The 18,129-nt window shown below is 48.2% G+C and carries 12 protein-coding genes; 2 read left to right on the forward strand and 10 right to left on the reverse strand.

Features of this window, described 5'->3' with window-relative positions; all coding sequences use genetic code 11:
• Nucleotides 1-55: 55 nt before the first annotated feature.
• The 3 genes from C812_RS19755 to C812_RS19765 all read right to left on the reverse strand — a co-directional run bounded on the left by C812_RS19755 (nt 56) and on the right by C812_RS19765 (nt 3,922).
• Nucleotides 56-1,546: a protein adenylyltransferase SelO gene (locus C812_RS19755; RefSeq protein WP_016314413.1), complete on the reverse strand. Its 1,491-nt coding sequence runs from the start codon at nt 1,544-1,546 to the stop codon at nt 56-58.
• A 75-nt stretch (nt 1,547-1,621) separates the two neighbouring features.
• On the reverse strand, nt 1,622-2,788 hold the full coding sequence (locus C812_RS19760; RefSeq protein ID WP_016314414.1) for an MBL fold metallo-hydrolase: 1,167 nt from the start codon (nt 2,786-2,788) through the stop codon (nt 1,622-1,624).
• A 150-nt stretch (nt 2,789-2,938) separates the two neighbouring features.
• Complete coding sequence (locus C812_RS19765; RefSeq protein WP_036626022.1) at nt 2,939-3,922, reverse strand: SseB family protein; 984 nt, start codon at nt 3,920-3,922, stop codon at nt 2,939-2,941.
• Between the two features lie 106 nt (nt 3,923-4,028).
• Between C812_RS19765 and C812_RS19770 the strand changes: the two genes are divergently transcribed.
• The gene (locus tag C812_RS19770) at nt 4,029-4,220 is read left to right on the forward strand and encodes a hypothetical protein (RefSeq protein WP_016314416.1); all 192 of its coding nucleotides are present in this window, start codon (nt 4,029-4,031) and stop codon (nt 4,218-4,220) included.
• An 874-nt stretch (nt 4,221-5,094) separates the two neighbouring features.
• On the opposite strand, the gene C812_RS22645 is transcribed toward C812_RS19770, so the two are convergent.
• The 7 genes from C812_RS22645 to C812_RS19795 all read right to left on the reverse strand — a co-directional run bounded on the left by C812_RS22645 (nt 5,095) and on the right by C812_RS19795 (nt 15,980).
• Nucleotides 5,095-5,328 carry a hypothetical protein gene (locus C812_RS22645; protein ID WP_016314417.1) on the reverse strand — a complete coding sequence of 78 codons (234 nt, stop codon included), beginning with the start codon at nt 5,326-5,328 and terminating at the stop codon, nt 5,095-5,097.
• Between the two features lie 619 nt (nt 5,329-5,947).
• Nucleotides 5,948-6,877, reverse strand: coding sequence for a polymorphic toxin-type HINT domain-containing protein (locus tag C812_RS21675; RefSeq protein WP_016314418.1), 930 nt, complete (start codon nt 6,875-6,877; stop codon nt 5,948-5,950).
• A gap of 19 nt (nt 6,878-6,896) precedes the next feature.
• A complete protein-coding gene (locus C812_RS22035) occupies nt 6,897-7,103 on the reverse strand; it encodes an RHS repeat-associated core domain-containing protein (RefSeq protein WP_084770883.1) in 207 nt (68 codons plus the stop codon).
• A gap of 346 nt (nt 7,104-7,449) precedes the next feature.
• A complete protein-coding gene (locus tag C812_RS19785) occupies nt 7,450-7,956 on the reverse strand; it encodes a hypothetical protein (RefSeq protein ID WP_307719288.1) in 507 nt (168 codons plus the stop codon).
• A 5-nt stretch (nt 7,957-7,961) separates the two neighbouring features.
• A complete protein-coding gene (locus tag C812_RS19790; protein WP_016314420.1) occupies nt 7,962-12,908 on the reverse strand; it encodes an RHS repeat-associated core domain-containing protein in 4,947 nt (1,648 codons plus the stop codon).
• A 45-nt stretch (nt 12,909-12,953) separates the two neighbouring features.
• A complete protein-coding gene (locus C812_RS22905; RefSeq protein ID WP_244268367.1) occupies nt 12,954-13,160 on the reverse strand; it encodes an RHS repeat domain-containing protein in 207 nt (68 codons plus the stop codon).
• Between the two features lie 30 nt (nt 13,161-13,190).
• On the reverse strand, nt 13,191-15,980 hold the full coding sequence (locus C812_RS19795; protein WP_244268368.1) for a hypothetical protein: 2,790 nt from the start codon (nt 15,978-15,980) through the stop codon (nt 13,191-13,193).
• A 610-nt stretch (nt 15,981-16,590) separates the two neighbouring features.
• Between C812_RS19795 and C812_RS19800 the strand changes: the two genes are divergently transcribed.
• Nucleotides 16,591-18,054 carry a potassium/proton antiporter gene (locus tag C812_RS19800; protein WP_016314422.1) on the forward strand — a complete coding sequence of 488 codons (1,464 nt, stop codon included), beginning with the start codon at nt 16,591-16,593 and terminating at the stop codon, nt 18,052-18,054.
• The last annotated feature ends 75 nt before the right edge of the window (nt 18,055-18,129 follow it).

An 18,129-nucleotide genomic window follows, 5' to 3' on the forward strand; every position in this document is an offset into this window, starting at 1 on the left:
CTTCAGCATCTGGTTCACGATCCGGAATGGCCCGGTCGGGAAACCTGCCGAACCATTATGTCCCGCAAAACGTCCGGTACGGCCGGTCGCTGGACGGCGGCAGCTCAGCGTATTCTGCCTGTTCCGGCGTATGGGCGAAAGGCTCGGCCAACACGCTCAGCAGGCGCTCCATCACGCTGTAATCATCCCGCTCCACAGCGGCTTCGAGCGCTTCCTCCACCCGATGGTTACGCGGGATGACCGCCGGGTTGCTGCGGCGCATCAGCTCCCGGGCCGCGTCTTCCGATTCCGGCTGCCCAACGAGCCGCGCCTGCCAACGCTCCAGCCAGCCCGCCCATTCCGGCGTGCACGCCATCGGCAGCTCCTCCATCCGGCTGAAGGTCAATGCGAGAAACGTATTGGTATAGTCGGCCTGGTGCTGATGCATCAGGCTGAGCAGGTCATGGATCAGGTCGGCGTCTTCCGCCTGTTCGCCAAACATGCCGAGCTTCGACCGCATCCCCTGCAGCCAAGCCGCTTCGAACTGCCCGGCGAAGCCTTTCAGCGCTTCTTCGGCAAGCCGAATGGCTTGCTCTTCTTCGTCATGCAGCAGCGGCAACAGGCTATCAGCGAACCGGGACAAGTTCCACACCGCGATGGACGGCTGGTTGCCGTAAGCATAGCGGCCATGACGGTCGATGGAACTGAAGACGGTCGCGGGGTCGTACGCGTCCATGAAGGCACAGGGCCCATAGTCGATCGTCTCGCCGCTAAGAGCCATGTTGTCGGTGTTCATCACGCCGTGGATGAACCCGACGAGCTGCCATTGGGCGATCAGGGCGGCCTGGCGCCGGATCGCCTCCCGCAACAGCGCCAGGTAGCGGCCCGCCTCGCCGGTGTCGGCGAGCTCGGCCAGCTGCGGGTAATGGCGCTGGATCACATAGTCGGCGAGCGTGCGGACGTCCGCCAGCTCGCCGAATTGCGCGGCGTACTGGAACGTACCGACGCGCACATGGCTGGACGCCACGCGGGTGAGAATCGCCCCGCGTAAGTCCTGTTCGCGGACCACCGTCTCCCCGGTGGTCACCACTGCCAAGCTGCGGGTCGTGGGTATGCCCAGCGCGTGCATCGCCTCGCTGATGATATACTCCCGCAGCATGGGACCCAGCGCGGCGCGCCCGTCCCCGCCGCGCGAATACGGCGTCCGGCCGGAGCCCTTGAGCTGGATGTCGAAGCGATCGCCGCTAGGCGTGATCTGCTCCCCGAGCAGCAGGGCCCGGCCGTCCCCCAGCATCGTGAAATACCCGAACTGATGGCCCGCATAGGCCTGGGCCAGCGGCTCCGCCCCCGGCGGCAACTGGTTGCCGGCGAAGACGGCCACGTTCTCCTCGCTTCGCAGCGCCTCCGCATTCAGCCCGAGCTCGGCTGCCAGCTTGTCGTTAAGCACAATCAGCTGCGGCGCTCGAACCGGCTTGGCCTCCTGCTTCGTGTAGAAAAACTCCGGCAATCTAGCATAACTATTATCAAAATTCCATCCGGCATCCGGATGTGCGCTTGGTTCGTTCATCGCGTTCTCCTTCGTAATCGTCCTTGCAAAATCTGCTCTGATTTGACGCCTTCCCCAGCTAGAAGTTCATCCTTCCTACTCCATTGTACCGGACGGACGGGCCCCGCGAAACTTGGGATCCTTTCGCGCTGCGCTGACGGCTGGCCACCACACCTCGGTCGGGTATTCCGAACCCCCAATCCGGACTGGCTCCCCGATTTTGGGCGTCGCTAGTGAAACCCCCCGCAATCTAGCTTCTAAGCTGAGCCGGCGAATCGGATCATACCAACTGTGCATCGCCAACGCGAAAGTTCCCCAATGAATAGGAAGCAACACATTCCCTTTCACGTCCAGATGAGCCCGCACCGTTTGCTCCGGCAGCATATGAATATCCCACCATCGGTCGTCATACTGGCCGCATTCCATCAAGGTGAGATCGAAGGGGCCGTATTTGTCGCCAATTTCCTTGAAATGCGGACCATACCCGCTATCCCCGCTAAAATAAACCCGCTTCTCCGGCGTGGTAATCACCCAGGAGCACCAGAGTCCGCCGTTCTGGCTAAAGAGCCCTCTCCCCGAATAGTGCCGGGCCGGCGTGCAAGCCAACTTCACGCCATGCAACTCCAGCTCCTCCCACCAATCGTATTCGCGGATTCGAGCAGGCTCGACGCCCCACCGCTCCAGGTGGCAACGAATGCCCAGCGGTCCGATAAATTGCCCAACCCGATCTTGGATTCGCCGGATCGTCCCGTAATCCAGATGGTCATAGTGATCATGAGACAACACGACGGCATCCACCGGAGGAAGCTCGTCCAGATGGCCGAAGGGCAGCTCACGGTTGAATCTTTTGCCGCCGGCGATCGGCGACGAGGTCTGGCCAAACATCGGGTCTAACAGCAGCCGGGCTCCCCCGATCTGCAGCAGCAGCGCCGAATGGCCAAACCAGATCACCGTATCCTCCTCGATCTCTTCCATCGCCTCCCGATCGAGCTTGACTTGGGGCAAGGGCCGCTTGGGCTTCAGTTCGGGTCTCCGCTGCACATATTCGCGCAGCATCGTAAAGAAACTGCCGAGAGACGGTTTATATACTTTCGTTACTAACGGGTACTCGAACTTCGTTCCTTTATAATTCGGAGATTGTCGGTAGCGCTGAAGGTCAGCGGGCGACGGCTTCCCGCCAAAGGGCGGGTACAGCCTCCGAAATAGATCCCATCCAACGGCCAGAAGCACCACAAGAGCAATCAAAACAAAGAGCCACATCATCAGCCCCATCCACCTTCCCTGAACAAATAACATCCATGCAGGAAGGTTGTGCCAAAGTCGGGGGATTTATGCGACCATGACCGCGCTGCGACGGGGCTCCCCGGCAGGCAGAAGCGCGGGTTACTTGGTTGGTGGATCGCCGAGCCGAGGCTACACGCCGCGCTCTTGACGGTAGGCTTCGATCCGCTCCCGATTTTTCGCGTCGATTTGCAGGGAAATGCCGCGGCAGTTAATGACGACACCTTCTAAGTTTCCGGATACCGTCAACAGATCGTCATAGGAGGCGACGTTGCTGCTCCAAACCGTTTTATCGTAAACCTTCTCGAACTCCAACCAATCCGTAAACGCCGGCAGCCATGTCGAGCCATCCTTCGCGCTGAGCACGCCAAACTGCAGAATCGCCCCTTGCTTTAAGGTTCTCATGCCTTGCTCATCTGCAGGTGCTGGGTCAGACTCTTTCACTTGCATAGGTACCAGGAACTTCGCCTGCAGGATTTCATCCAGCATCTCGGCCTCCAGTACGTTGAGCTGCTGGCCTCGGGCCTCTGAATCGCCTGTTGGTGCATGCAGCGTCTGGAAGAACCGAATCATTGCCCGCTGCAAACTGGGATTCGATACGGGAATGCGGATCTCCGGCGTCCCTGTCCAATCCGGCGGCGGCAGGATTTGGTCCCGCTCGATTTCAATATGATACTGTCCGTTGTCTACAAGGACCTTGGATAACCCTAAAATATGAAGCTGTGCAAATGTCTTTAGCAGGTCTTCCCCGCCGATCGGCTGCATCTCCAACATCAGCAGCTGCTGTCGGAAATAATCCTCCGCATTCTCGGCAAATGCCTGCTGCGAGAACATCCATACCCGGTCCTCCTCATCCACGTAAGGATATCCGGTTGCCTGGTCGTACGCGACGTAAAGGGTTGGGGCGTTTTTTATTTTTTCATATAGCACGCCGAGGAAAGCCTTCATCCGCTCATCCAAATACACATCCGGGTAAGCCTCCTCCGCCTTAAACCGCTTCGCTGCATGCACCAAAAAAATCAGCTCCTGAATCTCCAGCCCATCCAGCTCTTCCTGCGAAACCTCCGGCGTCAACAGAAACCTCCGCCCGATCTCGTCTCTCCGTTCTTCGTTCATCTGGCACCCCATTTCCCCTATCGTTTGAATATAGTATAGCTTATATCGGTGTGGTGAAAGTTAAAAACTGGTACAATAATTTCAATGACGAAAGGAGGCAGGGTTCATGGATAATAACAACGATCATGGAAAACCCTTCTCTCATCCCGCCGATCCGCACGGCGCCAAGGCGCATTTCGATGCCAATGAACAAAAATTCCACTCCACAGGAGTACCCGGGTTGTGGCGACAAATCACCAATTTGTTGATTTTAGTTGGAATCATTGGTGTGATTCTTGTGATAAGCAGGTTTCTTTAAGAAGGAGCTGTGCTACCCGATTCCTTAGGGTGGAGAGGGTAGAAAAAGACTTTGAGGATTGTAGTCCCCAAAGTCTTAAATTATTTCTGTAGTTCCCTGCCTTTTCTTTATTCGCTCATGAACTTGGTCAATGCCAAGTATTATTTCCTCCAAGATCTTGAGGGTTAGCAATCTCAAGGGAATCTCACATTAGTCATTTCTCATATAGAGTAATTGAAAGACCTAGATCTCCCATAAGTCCTTCACCATATTCAACAATAATATTTCTGTCTGGAAACAATTCTTTTTTGCTCTTCTAGACCAATAAAATACCAAGATATCACCGAATTGTTTCAAAACTTTTTCATTATCCATAGACTCACAGTCTTTTCCCATAAAAAAATCCCCAAAACTCCAGCTATTAACCCATTGTTCTATTTGCCTTTTATTAGAATTGAATTGTGCCTCTAACTTCAATAACTTATCAAGTGCTTTATCCTCTTGAGTCTCGAAGAAATCAGCCAATAAATATATAACCATTGATCTCAATAATATTGGGACAGAGAACATAGGCCGTTGAAATAAAATCCTCAATATTATTACTGTTTGATGAATGATTAAATAGAGAAATTCCTCGTTGTTCTTTAAACTCATGAAATATCTGTTCAATTACGATGCTTCGGTATAATTTAATACCACTCATCTTATCACCATCCAAATAAATCCTTAATAAATTGCGGAACAGCCCCGTCCAACTTATATGGCTGGTAGAACTCTTTACCCTCAGGATTGACATTAATATGAAATGCCTTAACTCTATCGCTACTCAAATCATTACTCCATTATTTGTTAACCCATTAAATTGTTTTACGTTTAGTTCAGATGTATTGGTAGCTCACCGAATTAACGCATTCCCCGTCCCCTTAGTACCACTTTTAGCCCCCGTATATCTACCACCTATGCCGCCAGCCATTCCAAGTGCGAGTAATGCGACATATTCTGCTTCTTTCTGTTCGAAATACGCATCGACTAGTTGTTCTCTCGCCCAACTTGCTGTACCAGCATTATTGGTATAGGCACTCGTCCCTGTTACCAAACCGTACAAGTAATTATATTGGTTTTCATCCATAAAGGATCCAAAATCGTAGCGTTCCCAGATGAAATCTTTATATACCTGATAGTATTTATTCTTCTTACTGAACTCTGATTTCTCCCGCGCTTCATTCAGTAAGTTTGTAAGTTCCTGGACATCTTTGGGTTTATTTTAAGTCAACAAAAGGTCATGCATGGTGTCATCTGGCCATAATCGACCTGTTCAACTTTACCTTTTCATTAAATCTCACGTACAAACATATTAGAGGAATATCATACGGAGGAGATGAAGGTTAGGTTCCTTCAAAGTGTACCACTCGATTCATTCTGCACTGGGTGGGGGTAAAAGAAAGACCTTGAGGATCGCCACCCTCAAGGTCAAAGTAAATTTTATTTCTTATTTTAGTTGTTCAGCAGGATTCCAATTTTTTGGTGGCTTCCTACTCTTAGAAAACCATGGACAACCATCCTTTATCCACTTATCTAGCCACAGTTTAAAAGCCTCTTCCTTGTTGCTGTACCCATCATCATCAAAACCATAATGGAATCCACAGCATGGACATATCTCGTCAGAAGGTACACCTCTATTATCATACGGTGGTTCATATAGTTCCTGATAGTTGCACACTAAGCAAACTCGATTCATGTAATCCTCCTCATTTTCCGGGCTGGTCATCCCAATAAGCTCGTCCTCTTGTTGGCTTATAAAATGTTTTTGATGTTCCATCAGCATTGTAAGAACCGAAAGTATTTGTTTTTGGGTCATAAACTCTAATTGTACCGTCAGTATCTACCTTTACTTCGTATTTATTTCTATTCTTAAAGAAATCATTAGCCATTTGCGCATACTCAGTAGAATTCTTCGCCCCAAAGTCAGAGCCATGTCGGTCAAAATGGTCTTGTAATGTATTTTTATTCCCCCACTGATACGGTCCACATGCATTATGCGTCCAAATACCAAGGTTAGATACAAAGTAGGTATGGAAGTCCTTCACCTTAAAGTTGTAGACTGTAACATGTTCCTGCTTAACCTCAATCTTTTCTATTGCTAATTTAATACCATCTGAGGTTGTCAGAACATCGCCCACCGCAAGATGCTGTGCTTCCACCCATCCTTTGCCGACAATCCAAAACGGATGCTCATCAGTTGTTGTTATGACTTCGCCACCAACAGTAATATTATACGTTTCCTCAACATCACGTTGGAAGAGCCACTCGACTTCCTTGTAAGCCATCTCGCCTGTTTCATCGTCTTTGGCTAGAACTTTGTCACCTACCTCGATTTCCTCGATAGGTTTCTCCCCTTCGTCTGTAAGAACCTTAGTTCCACTTGTAAAGCAGTTACATGCTTTCTTTGCTTTTTTAGTGTATTTAATAACTTCCTTACCTGAGTCTATTGCCTTATCTGTCTTTTTGACAACTTTATATGCCTTGAAAACCGGAATAATCTGAATAAGTGTCCCAGCTTTTTCGAGACCACTTGCATCTTTGCTCATTAAAGTTTTGGCATCGTCCAGATAAACCACTTCAAAGGCCTTTTGCCCTCCCTTGAACTGTGCGTCAAGGTTTGTTTTACAATTTTCCATGTCTAACTGCACAAGTTAACTAAGGAGTTGGCTCCATAGGCATGATATACTGCCCGCTCGGATCCACATAAATCAACGGATTATTCTCCACATACGAATACCGGTTCAAACTTAGCGGATTTGCGATGGTGCCTTGGTACGGGTCCTTGGAGACGAATCTTCCCGCATTCGGATCATACCAACGAGCTCTAAGACATTGTATATCCGTCGTGTCCTTTCCATATATTCAGTTAAATCCTAACAATATTAAGCGTCGTCTTATCCCACACTAAGATTCGATCAATTCCTTCCACCGTAAATATCGTGATAATGCTTAAATAATAAATCCGCAAGAAAACGAAGATAACAAAAAAACAGGTCTATCATGGTGGTTTCGAACCATAATCGACCTGATCAATGTAACGCAGTAGCGTTATTTAGGTGATAAAATTCAAAACATTGATGTGCGTACAGTAGAAATGAAGAAACTTTATACGGGTATTACATGGGTTATATGTGTTATTGGTTGAATGATGGGTTCATTCGGCACTGGGTTGCCCCACCAAAAAAACTTGAGAGTAAGGTTCTTAGTACTAGCTCAAGATAAGTTCTACTGCACTCTCTAAATCGAATTTACCCTTACCAATATTTACTATGCAAGTATCATCATCAGATGCTGGCTCAAAGCCGATTCTGATGTTTGGTATATTGAATTTATCTTTCAGGCTCACTAGAGTTTCTAATATTTTTCTGATATTCAGCCTTACATCAGTACCTTTGCCTTCATATATTCCATTCTCAGAGAAATTAAAAGTAATATCTCCAAATTCTTTATCGAATGAAAATACAATCACCACATCTTTAATACAACATCCTAATTCCAATTGGCTTAGAAATACATTGCCCGTTCCACTCGGTGAAAGTACTTCCTTAAAACTTTTAATTTGATGAAATTCAATGTCTGCTCCACTATTGTTATCAAAAAAATGGGAGGACTTGATTTCTTTCAAGTTAATTTTAAGTTCATGAAAAATTAAATTGTCTAATTCATCTTTTCGGAAATTCTCCAGTATAATTTCTAAGTTTTCCAAGTTATCCACCTCTTTTATTGGTCAATAAAACCCTTAAATGTTCCGTCAAGATTAAGTCTTACTCCTCTGCCATCAGGTAATTTCTTTTCTAGGAAAGTAATACCCCTATTGTTTGTAACCTTAACGAAATCCCCCGGAGCATCAATAATTTCTTCCAAATGCTTCTGTGCTGTTTTATTGATTTGGTCCGGACCACCCTTAACTTTACCCCAAATATCAGGATTTCTTCCTGCATGTTTTTGAAGAGCATGTCCTACAACTGTCTCTCCGCCTTTTTTAGCCTGTGTTGCTGAATTAATAATGGTATCGCGACTAATACCATTCCCCGTCCCCTTAGTACCACTTTTAGCCCCCGTATATCTACCACCTATGCCGCCAGCCATTCCAAGAGCGAGTAATGCGACATATTCTGCTTCTTTCTGTTCGAAATACGCATCGACTAGTTGTTCTCTCGCCCAACTTGCTGTACCAGCATTATTGGTATAGGCACTCGTCCCTGTTACCAAACCGTACAAGTAATTATATTGGTTTTCATCCATAAAGGATCCAAAATCGTAGCGTTCCCAGATGAAATCTTTATATACCTGATAGTATTTATTCTTCTTACTGAACTCTGATTTCTCCCGCGCTTCATTCAGTAAGTTTGTAAGTTCCTGGACATCTTTGGGTTTAAATTTAAAATGCCCGCTCGGTTCCACATAAATCAACGGATTATTCTCCACATACGAATACCGGTTCAAACTTAGCGGATTCGCGATGCTGCCTTGGTATGGGTCCTTGGAGACGAATCTGCCCGCGTTCGGATCATACCAACGAGCTCTAAGATATTGGAGATCCGTCGTGTTGTCCCAGTATTCGCCCGAATAACGGAAGATGTTCGGAACCGTCTCTTCTTCAGTTTCCGGGTTGCCCCAGATGTCGTAAGTGTAGGTGTTGAGTTGGTTGCCCTGGCTGTCAGTCAGGCCAATGACGTCGCCGTGACCGTTGAGTTGGTAATACTGCACCTCGCCACCGGCCTGGTCCACGCGAGACCATAAACGTCCGCTCAGGTCGTAGATATAAGTATACGTTACGCTTGGCGTGCCTCCGCTAACCTTGGCTTCGGCGATTAGCTTCGCGTCCTCATCATAATAATACCGGGTCCGGTTGGTCCCTTCCACACGTTCATAGAGTAAGCCGTCCCCGTTATAGACATAGCTCACTTCTTTGCCATCTTCCAGTTTTACCTTCGTTAATCGGTTCAGGCTGTCGAAGGTGAAGTTCGCATTCGTCAAGCCTCGGAGTTCCCGGCCTTCCACGGTTAACTGATTGCCGCGTGCATCATAAGCGTACCGTTTGTTCTTTAACCCGCTTTCGGTCTGAATTCGATTCAACGGATCATAAGTAAAGGTATCGACAGCACCGTTTTGCATACGGCTGATGATGTTCTTGTTAAGGTCATATTCATACCTAAACGTATGCCCGGTAGCTACACTCATCTTGGCCAAGCCATATGCCGCTTCGGTTACGGTCGCGGCATTTTCTTTTGCGTTTACAGCCGCTTTCTTCGCAGCAGCCGCAGCACCAGCGGTGACTGTCATCTCCGTCAAATCATAGCCATCGTAGCCGTAAGACGTACTTGGTCCGTTAGCTGACGCACCTTCTTCCAGCAACCCGTTGGCCTTGTAGTCAAAAGTAATACGATCGATTTCTGCCAATGCCGTTGAGGCAGCAGTTAACGCAGACTTCCTAGTCCCCGCTGCATTTCTCACGACACCTAATGTGCTGACCCGGTTCATTTTATCTAACGTGTAGCTTGCGCCTGCTGCTTTTCCGGTGGCGTCCGTCAGCGTATACCCCGTACGCATTTGTTTATTGTAGGTATAATCAATACGCGTGCCATCCGGATACTGAATGGACATTAAGGATCCATTCAGCGGATCGTAGCTGTATACCGTACTCCCCGTGACATCGGTCATCCCCGTACGACGCCCCATCGCGTCATAGGTGTACTGAATCGTTTGATCCGGTGCCTGGATTTTTGTAAGCAAGTTGTCGCTGTTATATTGATACTCCGTAAACCGGCTTGAATGGTCTAAGGATTTAATTAGATTCCCTCTTGAATCATAAAAATAAGCCTCCACCAAATGTTCTTCATTCATTTGGCGAATCAAGTTGCCCGCTTCGTTGTACTCTTTTTCCACGTATGTGTTATCTGGGTATTCGATCTTGATCAAATCGCCGGCCAAGCTATACATATATTTCGTAACACGTTGCTCCGGATCGGTTATCGCCACAAGACGTCCTAATGCGTCATACTCATAAAGGGTTTGCTGCCCCTTACCGTCCGTCACGGACAGTGCATTTCCTTCCAGATCGTAAGTAGCTTGTTGCAATGGGGTAAACGCACCGTTCTTCCATTCTTCTACGGCTATAGTGTTCCCCAGCAAATCCAGCTTCTGTCGTTGCTTAACTCCTGCAGGGTCCGTGTAGGTTATTGTGCGATTCACCATATCATAGCTGGTATCATCCTGCGAGCCGTCAGCATAAAGCGTTTTTGTGAGTCGGTTGAACCCGTCGTAAGTAAATCTCGTGACGTTTTGTTCGGCATCGATTTGCTGGTCCAAGTTCCCTGCTTCATCGTAGGTGTATTCGAAGATGGCGTCATCCACCACTTCTTTAACCAAAAAGCCAAACGGATCATATTTCTCCAAGGTGACGATACCTTCCGGCCCGGTTGTCGTGACGATATTATGGTCATCGTCATATTGAACCGTGGTCTGGGACTGATCGCTGTACAGCGCCTTTATGACTCGTCCAAGTGCATCGTACGTGTAAGTCGTGACAGCTCCTGCTTCATCTTCCGCCGTAAGAAGATCCCCTGCGGCCGTATAGGTAAAATTCTGCTTCGTTTCAATGTATGTTCCGTCAACCGCATGAATCACCATCGATTGTTTAGTAAGCAAGTGCTTCCCGTAAGGAGATGCATAAGAAAAGTTAACTGTATTCGTCCGCTTATCGTCCTTGATCTTCTTTACTAACGGATTGCCGTAATTATCATATTCCCAATCCGTTTGAGACAGCAGCTTGCCGGTAGCGCTATTTTCTCTTACCGAGGATTGAGACACGCTCCCCCGTTCATTGTATTGGAAACGATGGATACGCTTTTGGCCATCTCTGATCTTGGTTTGAACCTGATTCGGCAGAGACCAGAAGTAAGGAGCGGAGGAACCGGTATACTCGTAAATCGTCTCTTGTCCGGTACTCCAGTTTTCCGATAACACTTGTCCCTGTTCATTGTATCGATAGGTTGCCGTAAGAGGCTGCGATTCGCTGCCTCCTTGCGAATAGCTCTCCGTGACTTGCACAGGCACATTCCAGCCCGTCACATCATCATAACGAAATTGCCGCTCAAATCCCGTGGTTGCTTCTTCACTTCTCTGCTCATCAAGATACAACCGATCCGGCTGACCGCTGCCCAGAAAAGCCTTCCGAAATTTCAACGTATCTGTGGTTCGAGCTTCCTTAATCGTCGTGGTCCAGGCTGCGGCCTGCCCAAAGCTGTTCAAGTCTTCACCGGAATAACTAAACTCCACAGGGCGGAGGACAACATCTCCTAGCGGTGTCGAGTAGACATTTTTGCGCTCCTTCGCTTTAAAAACAAAGTCCGTTGCATACTCACCAATTTGCTTGCGAGCAGGTACGTAATCGAACTCAGTCGTTCCTGAAGCAGGATAGATCACGCGCATTAACAATGCCGAGCGCTTTACCGGCTGCTGCACCTCTTGATCCTTTAAAGCCGCCAAGAAATTATAACGAGATTCCGGATAGGTATAAAAATACTTGGTACTCCGGCCCAACGCATCTTTAACCTCTTTTAATACAGGTTGGCCGTTATCAACTGTCGTGTAGTACTCCATCTTCCGATCCGTACCCGTTTGGGCTACCGTAACCTGACCGGCTGCATAGGCAAAAGTCAATTCATTGCCGTCACTGTTCTTGATTCGAGACAGGACTGTTGCGTTATTTTGGGCTGTATAGTAGAACTCAACCTGATTCCCATAGTTGTCAGCAATCAGAATGAGGTGGCCTGAAGCGCTGAAATAATACTGATTCCCGTTCAGCACCGAAACCTTCGTATCGCTAGTCAGACCTCCAACCGTCTTGGTTGCGTCCGCGGTCAGCAACAGGTCATTCCATGGATACCCTTGCAGCTTCAAATCATCCGATAACGAATAACGCCCAATCCCCGGAAAATCCAAAATCCGCGTACCTTCCCGTTCTTCAATGAAAGGAAGCCCCCATCTCCAGCCCCGGCCTAGCGCAGATTCCCGCTCTTCCCGGCGGGCTGCTGTACGGTTCACATAAGCTCCATTTTCCAATGCCACGCCGATTTCCTCACTGGCCCGCGCACTTTCATATATACGCGTTAGCCAAAAAGGAAGCGCCCCGGGCAGAGTTAAATCCGTAGCAAGGAGCCTCACGTTGCCAGTAGCAGCGTCAACCGAATCCTCGGCATAACCCATTTCATACATCGAAGATTCATCCAGCAGCGATAGTTGTTCGATAGCCAATTGATCGTAATCGTCAGCAGCGGCGAATACTACTGGAAGGCTGGACTTCTGCGCCGAAGATTCTTTGGCCTGCCCGGACGTTGGGAACAAGTCCGCAGCTTGTTCGATCTCCCACGCGGGCCTGAACTGAGAAATGGCCTTCTCATAACCATCCTTTCCGCCAAGTAATGCCTGATAAATCTGATAAAGTGTATATCCTTTGGACAACTGCTCATCTATCCAGTTTTCACGAACGTCAAATTGACGAATGATCCCGGATACGGTCAGGAATTCAGTGGAAGCCGAGGAAGCGGTTGTTGAATTATCCGTTCCTCTGTGATCCACAGAAGCGCCAAAAGACACGGCGTCCAATAAGCCCGTGCTAATCAGTGATATAGATAGCACCAGACCGATGACTTTCTTAAACATCCTTAATCACCCCGTGAGTTTCGTTTTTGGTTCAATGTCGACACATTACTGGAACGGAAAGACTTTTTTCGTTCGATATTTCAAATTCCCATTCGGGTCATAGTCGTAAATCAACTTGTCTCCAGTTGGAAACAAAATCTCAGTAAGCCGTCCATCCGGACGATAGTTGAACTTTGCTTCTGGAAGCACCGTCATGATCGACGCCATTAGCTGCAGTTCAAGCGGGAGAGCGTTCTCCTCTTCAAGTTTCAAATAGTACGTCTTGCCGGCCTGAAGATCGAATTACAGAACGGTGTAATCGAGTCCGAACTCCTGCTCATTCTCGTTGCTCGAGGCAAGCGCAGTACGCAAATTCGGTTGATCGTACAACGTAAGGATCGGTTGAATCGCAAAATTTTGCAGCTCTTTGGTTGCAAAACGGTACCTTCCTGTTTCAGGAGCTGTAAATCGGTAATAGCCGCTCTGTCCGGCTTGTTTGTACACGTATAAAACCTGACGATGCAGCAAGTCCTCAAACACGTACTCCTCTACGTGCACAAATTCGAAGTTGCGGTAAGGAGCCGTGAAAAGAACCGCGTTAGCCGAAGTCGTCTTCACTTGGATCGTCCCACCTGCTGGTACATCGTACGAGGTCGCGGTTTGATTCCCTTGCCGGACGATGTTTCCATAGGCATCCAGAATCGTGAAGTCAAAGTACCGGTTAGCCGAAATGTTAGCATTGGTCGTCAGCTTTGCCTCAAAGTTGCCGATGTTTTTAAATCCGATCCGTTGTTCCGGTTCCAGTACACGTTTCAACAATGCCGGTTCTGCACTTGGGCTTGCTTGAAAAGCTTGTCCATAGGTGAAGGTTACGGCTCGATCCGTAGTTACCGTCACCACAACCTGGCTGTTCGCGGGTACGGAGAGATTACCGTCCTGATCAAACTTCGCTGTATCTGGCATACCGTCCGCCCGATAAATTGCGTAGTCGTACCCCGTACCCAGACTAGCCTTCGCATCGCTGGTCAAGGTCTGAGGGGAAGCCTGCAAGTTGGTGAATAGATAGCTTTCGTTTTGGTACAAAGTCACCCGTTTAACCGTCGGATCCTCGCCCGCCGTGCCTGTGAACGAGGTATATACCGCTCCGAACGTAATCGGAGCCGCCAGCGGAGTTACCGTAATGGTGTAGCCTGCTGAAACTTGCACAGACGTGTACCGGCTTGCGCCTTCACTATGCACGGTTCCATCCGGACGCCGGATGACATAGGCAAATTCATTTGTATTCATGGTGGCGTTGCTATACAGGAATTCTGTTTCATTGCTTATATTTTTATAGGTATAAGCATTACCCGGAGCAACCGTAGCCCGAAGCAATGCAGGATTTGCCGAAGAAGCTACTGTGATCGTGTCCGTATAAGAGATCTTCACCGGACTTGCAGATTGACCAGTAATAATTGCATACCCTCCGGCAGGAATCGTCACATTCCCTGTTTCTTCAAACGATACACTATAGACACTGCCGTCAGCGCGGTAAACGGCGGCGTCATAGATGCCTCCAACATCCCGCGCATCACTGTTGATAACAATCGACTTTGAGCCTGTGTTGCTAAACGTATAAGACTCACCTAACCGAACGATTTGTTTGGAGATCGCCTCCCCCGGTTTGTCCTTCCACGAGAACAGGCGATAATTTGCACCGAAGGTTACCGGAGCCGAAACTGCCGTAACAACAATCGAGTTCCCACTAGATACCTGCGGGTCTGTATACGTATTTTCCCGTTTTCCTTGCTGCGTTCCGTCTGGATAGTACTCCACCCAATCAAATCGGTTGCTGGAGGTTGCATTGGACCGCAATGTACGAAGGCTTGAAGAGATATTCGTAAATTCGTAGCTCTCGCCTTGCGAGAGAGTTACCCGGAAGTGAGACGGCTCCGCACTGACTTCAGCAGAAAAATCGTCCGTATAATCAAAGGTTACAGGGACCGACCCTTGCACGGTAATGATCGCAAACCCGCCGGGAGGCAGCTGTGGTGTACTAATCGAATCAAAGCCCTGGGAGTAGTAGCTGCCATCCGCCTCATAAACGGTATAATCGTACAGGCCATCCACCTCTCTGGCATTGTTATTCACAGGATTACGAAGTGTGCCATTATTGGTAAATTTGTAAGAAACACCTGGAGATAATGTTACTCGGCTAATAGCGTCATCCTGGCGATTACCGCCCATAAAGGATCTGTACGGACCCCCAACCCGGACCGGATTATCGGTAAGAAGAGTTAGCGTCATATACCTTCCCACGGCTACCAAAGGCATGGTCGAGGTATTCGTTCCCCGTGAGGTTTCCGTACCATTCGCGTCATAAACTACATAGTCAAATTTGTCCTTGGTGGTTCCAGAATGTTCAATTCGATCCGATTTCGTACCTACGTTTGTAAACTTATAGCTCTCTCCCGGATACAGCAGCACACTGTCATAGGCTGGTTCATCCGTTTCATACCCAATGAAGCCTTCGTAAGGGACACCTATCGTTACTGGTTCTTCTGAGGCTCCGGTTAAAATAATCGAATCACCCACGCTGAAGGAAGGCTTGGTATATGTGTCAAAACTTGACTTCTCTAGGGACCCATCTTCTTTATAAACCGCGTAATCGTAACGTTTCCCGTTTGTTGAAGTCGCGTCACTCATAATAGATCGACCTGCATAAGCTTGATTGGAAATGAAGTAGCTCTCTCCTCGGCGTAACGTCTTTTTTAACAGGGCAGGAACCGGGGAGTAAGCATATGAAAGTTCCGAATTAAAACTGACCGTCAGAGGATAAGGATAATCCACAGTAATGACCGTGGTACCCCCTTTGGATAGCACGCTTGCACTGCCAGTATGGGCGAGATCATCATAAGTTACCTTGCCTTCACTGTTGTAAGAAACATAATCATAGCGAATATCATTGCTGGATTTGGCATCCGTTGTAATCGAGATTAAGTTGGATGTATCGTTTGTAAATCGGACGCTCTCCCCCGGATAGATGACTAATTCCGTCTTCTCAGCAGCGAGTAGATAAACGCTATTCGTTACGGTATATACATCCTTCGTCACGGATGGGCTAGAATTGTGTTCAACAGGTGGCTTTACCACCCCAAGGGAATTCCAGCTGGATTCTCCTTCTGCCCTTAACGATACCGGCCCCAAACTTCCTAAAAACAACAGGGCGACAAGACAAGTTAATATTGCTTTGCTCCTCCTCATACAATTTCCCTCTCCTTCCATATTAAGGATTTTTGATTCATATCTCTTATCGGATCTCCTATTTAGTTGATAAATAGGAATATTGTACCTACATGTTCTTAGCTCAACTTCATCACCTCCCTTCCGAACCTTGCTCTTCTCATTGCAGTGCCCTTAATTGCAATAAAAAAAGAACCACGATAAATCTATCGCAGCCCTACAAAGTTAATGTTATGTGACCGACACTAACATTTTATTCTTTATCATCCAGCTCTATCGGTCTATAAGCGGACATGCAAAGGACAGAAGGCGGTCAAATAACGGACAGTTTTGTATAGAAGATGACTTATCATGGATCTATCTATGGATTAAATCAACACATAAGGTCGAAAAAATCCGTACAAGGCATATAAATGAATTGTCGAGCTCCATAGTCGAAAGGTAAAATATAGTTATCAAGCAGATAAAGGAAGGTGATCGTTTGCCCTTTACCATTGACAATACGATTCTTCTCTTCTCCCTGCTGTTGTTCATCGGAGTGTTTACCACCAAGTTTTCCTCGCGGCTCGGCTTGCCTTCCCTCGTATTCTTTATTGCTGTCGGCATGATCCTAAGTAAGTTTATTTACTATGACAACGCCGTGATCACCCAGCTCTTTGGCATCATGGCACTGATTGTCATCTTGTTTGAAGGCGGGCTGCAAACCAAATGGCAGAACGTCCGTGTCGTATTGGCTCCTTCCTTGTCGCTGGCGACCCTCGGGGTTGTGCTGACCACGCTGGTCATTGGGGCTTGCGCAAAATACATCCTGGACGTCACTTGGCTGGAAGGTATGCTGTTTGGTTCGATCGTCGGTTCAACGGACGCCGCGGCTGTATTTGCAGTGCTCGGCGAGAAAAACATCAAGCAGAAGCTCACCTCCACCCTTGAAGTTGAATCCGGGTCGAATGACCCGATGGCTGTCTTTTTAACCGTCTCAGTCATCCAGCTGATCCAATCCCCGAATGCTAGTATGTTCACGATGATTTTGAGTTTTTTCTGGCAGATGGGCTTGGGGTTGGCGATGGGCTTGCTCTTAGGAAAAATCGCGGTTTGGTGCATCAACAAAATCAACCTCGATTCCTCCGGGCTGTATCCCGTGTTAGCGATGGCTTTTGCGATCTTTACCTACAGTTCTACGTCCTTGCTCAAAGGGAGCGGACTTCTTGCCGTCTATGTCATGGCGATGTGGGTTGGTAACGCCGACCTCACCTACCGCCACTCCATCTTCCGGTTTAACGAAGGCTTTGCCTGGATGATGCAAATCCTCATGTTTATTCTGCTTGGACTTCTGGTCTTCCCCGCTGATCTCATTCATATCATCTGGCAAGGCATGGCGTTATCCATCTTATTGATGTTTGTCGCCCGGCCGATCGGCGTCTTCCTCAGTACGATGTTCATGAATTTTAACGTAAAAGAGAAGCTCCTGATCTCTTGGGCCGGACTCCGCGGCGCAGTGCCGATCGTGCTGGCCACCTACCCACTCATTGCCGGGATTGAAGATGGCCACCTCTTTTTCAATGTTGTCTTCTTCGTTGTGTTGACCTCCGCTTTAATTCAAGGGGCGACGATCTCGCCTTTAGCAAATCTTCTAGGCCTGTCCGAAGGCAAGAAAACCATAGTTCCACATGCACTAGAGCTAGTATCTATGGGCAAAACCAATCACGAAATTGTAGAAATCCAAGTCAGTGAAAACTCCGCCGCAGACGGGCAAGAGCTTAGACAGCTAAAAATGCCGCAGGATTCGTTGGTCAACGCCATTATCCGCGACCAGAAAATGATCACCCCAAGAGGCCACACCCGCTTGCAAGCCGGGGACACCTTATATGTTCTGGCGCGAAAAGGACAAACCGATGAGATCAAAGCGCTGTTTCATGAGCAGGTGTTTTTGCAGGAGAGTAGTTGAGAGAGAGGGAACAGAACATCTGTGAAGAAATGACTTGGTATCCATTTTTCTATGCCTTATACTTGAATGTGGTTG

Source organism: Paenibacillus barengoltzii G22 (assembly GCF_000403375.2).
Classification (GTDB): domain Bacteria; phylum Bacillota; class Bacilli; order Paenibacillales; family Paenibacillaceae; genus Fontibacillus; species Fontibacillus barengoltzii.